We start from the raw sequence: 1,298 nt of genomic DNA, 5'->3' as shown, positions 1-1,298 counted from the left end.
CATTCAAGCCCCCTAAATCCCCCAATTTTGGGGGACTTTTACCAACAAATGGATTCTTGTTCCCCCCAGAATTGGGGGGCTAGGGGGGCAAAATTCAGTATCAAAAAACTTTTCAGATATCCTCTAAACAATAACTCAAATAAATTTATTAGCTAAAGAATATTGATCAATGTTGGTATATAAAAGCAAAACTTCCTCCCCTGGCTGAATATCTTTCGATGCGATTAAATGTGCCCATAGACCAATCTCATCTTTAACCCAATTGATATAAGCATTGGGGGTTTCCGAATGATTACATAGGGATGAAAGACCAAAGGCAATATAACCGCCCACATTTTGTTTTTTTTCATATTCTGCAGGGATTACGAAGCAGTACTTAAACACTTCAGTTTTATTGATAATTGACCATTGTTCGGCAGGAAATGATCCCACTGGGGCAGCCTCAATCAATGTGTCTTTGGTAATCAGTTTTGTTGATACAATTCCTCGTTCTTTTTTATCAAAAAATTTAACTTCAATCATTGATATAGTACTTCGATAAGTTTAACAAAGTAGGCATGAAAATAATGCTTTTACCATTTTATTATTATACTATGAAATCTACTTAAAATAGTACCATACAGCACAGCATGGCAATATTTTTTTTAATACTTACTATTCATGAAAATTTACTTTACAGCATTTTTCATTCTATTCTCCAAGCACTCACACTAGGTCAGGCTTTGAGCTTACTTTGACGGTCGTAAGAGCCACGAGAGGTTTTCCCATCGATGTAAATCAGCTTGATATCTAATTGATCCGTAAGATACTCTATCCAGCGCAATAAAAAGTCATGAAACTGTTCTGGGTCAATCAGGGCAAACACTCGCGAGCGTCGTGTCGTGAGACGGTATCCCATTTGGCAACTCCAAAAGCGATGCAGCGCCTTCACGCGGGGGTTTCCCCCGGAGACAAAACCTTAGACAGTTGAGCCTTTATGGTTGGTAGGCTATGCAGAAAAGGGGTAAAACTTATTGATTAAGGCTCAACTGTCTTACGGTAAATTCAAACCACTCGCGCTTTGCATCAAGACAAGGTGGCTAACCACTCGTATTCTTCGCGGGCCTTAGGTAGCGACCGCCACCATATTATCTGCTCCAGCTAAAGTGGCGCTTGATCCCAATCGCTACAATAGACCTCTTGCAAAAGTCCAATAAAAAAGATATAAATGGGTCAGTATAAGGGAAAATAATGACCTATCAAAAAGTTAAAGATTTAACTAACCAGGAGTTCAAACGCCTTTGTGGGGTAAGAATTGA

Annotated in this window: 2 protein-coding genes; both read right to left on the bottom strand. The window is 39.1% G+C overall.

Going from position 1 to position 1,298, the window contains the following annotated elements:
• Positions 1–135 precede the first annotated feature (135 nt).
• A complete protein-coding gene (locus F6K37_RS42925) occupies positions 136–522 on the bottom strand; it encodes an SET domain-containing protein-lysine N-methyltransferase (protein WP_008190148.1) in 387 nt (128 codons plus the stop codon).
• 193 nt (positions 523–715) lie between these two features.
• Positions 716–898 (bottom strand): hypothetical protein, encoded by a 183-nt coding sequence (locus tag F6K37_RS42920; RefSeq protein ID WP_193374721.1) that lies wholly within the window; start codon positions 896–898, stop codon positions 716–718.
• Between the last annotated feature and the right edge of the window lie 400 nt (positions 899–1,298).

It is taken from the genome of Moorena sp. SIO4E2, from assembly GCF_010671945.1.
In the GTDB taxonomy this organism is placed as follows: Bacteria; Cyanobacteriota; Cyanobacteriia; order Cyanobacteriales; family Coleofasciculaceae; genus Moorena; species Moorena producens.
Note: the sequence above shows the minus strand (reverse complement) of the source record. Positions and strands in the feature narration are given on the sequence as shown.

Coding starts and splice junctions, on each gene's coding strand:
- F6K37_RS42925 (WP_008190148.1), bottom strand. CDS start 522: ATGATTGAAGTTAAATTTTTTGATAAAAAAGAACGAGGAATTGTATCA.
- F6K37_RS42920 (WP_193374721.1), bottom strand. CDS start 898: ATGGGATACCGTCTCACGACACGACGCTCGCGAGTGTTTGCCCTGATT.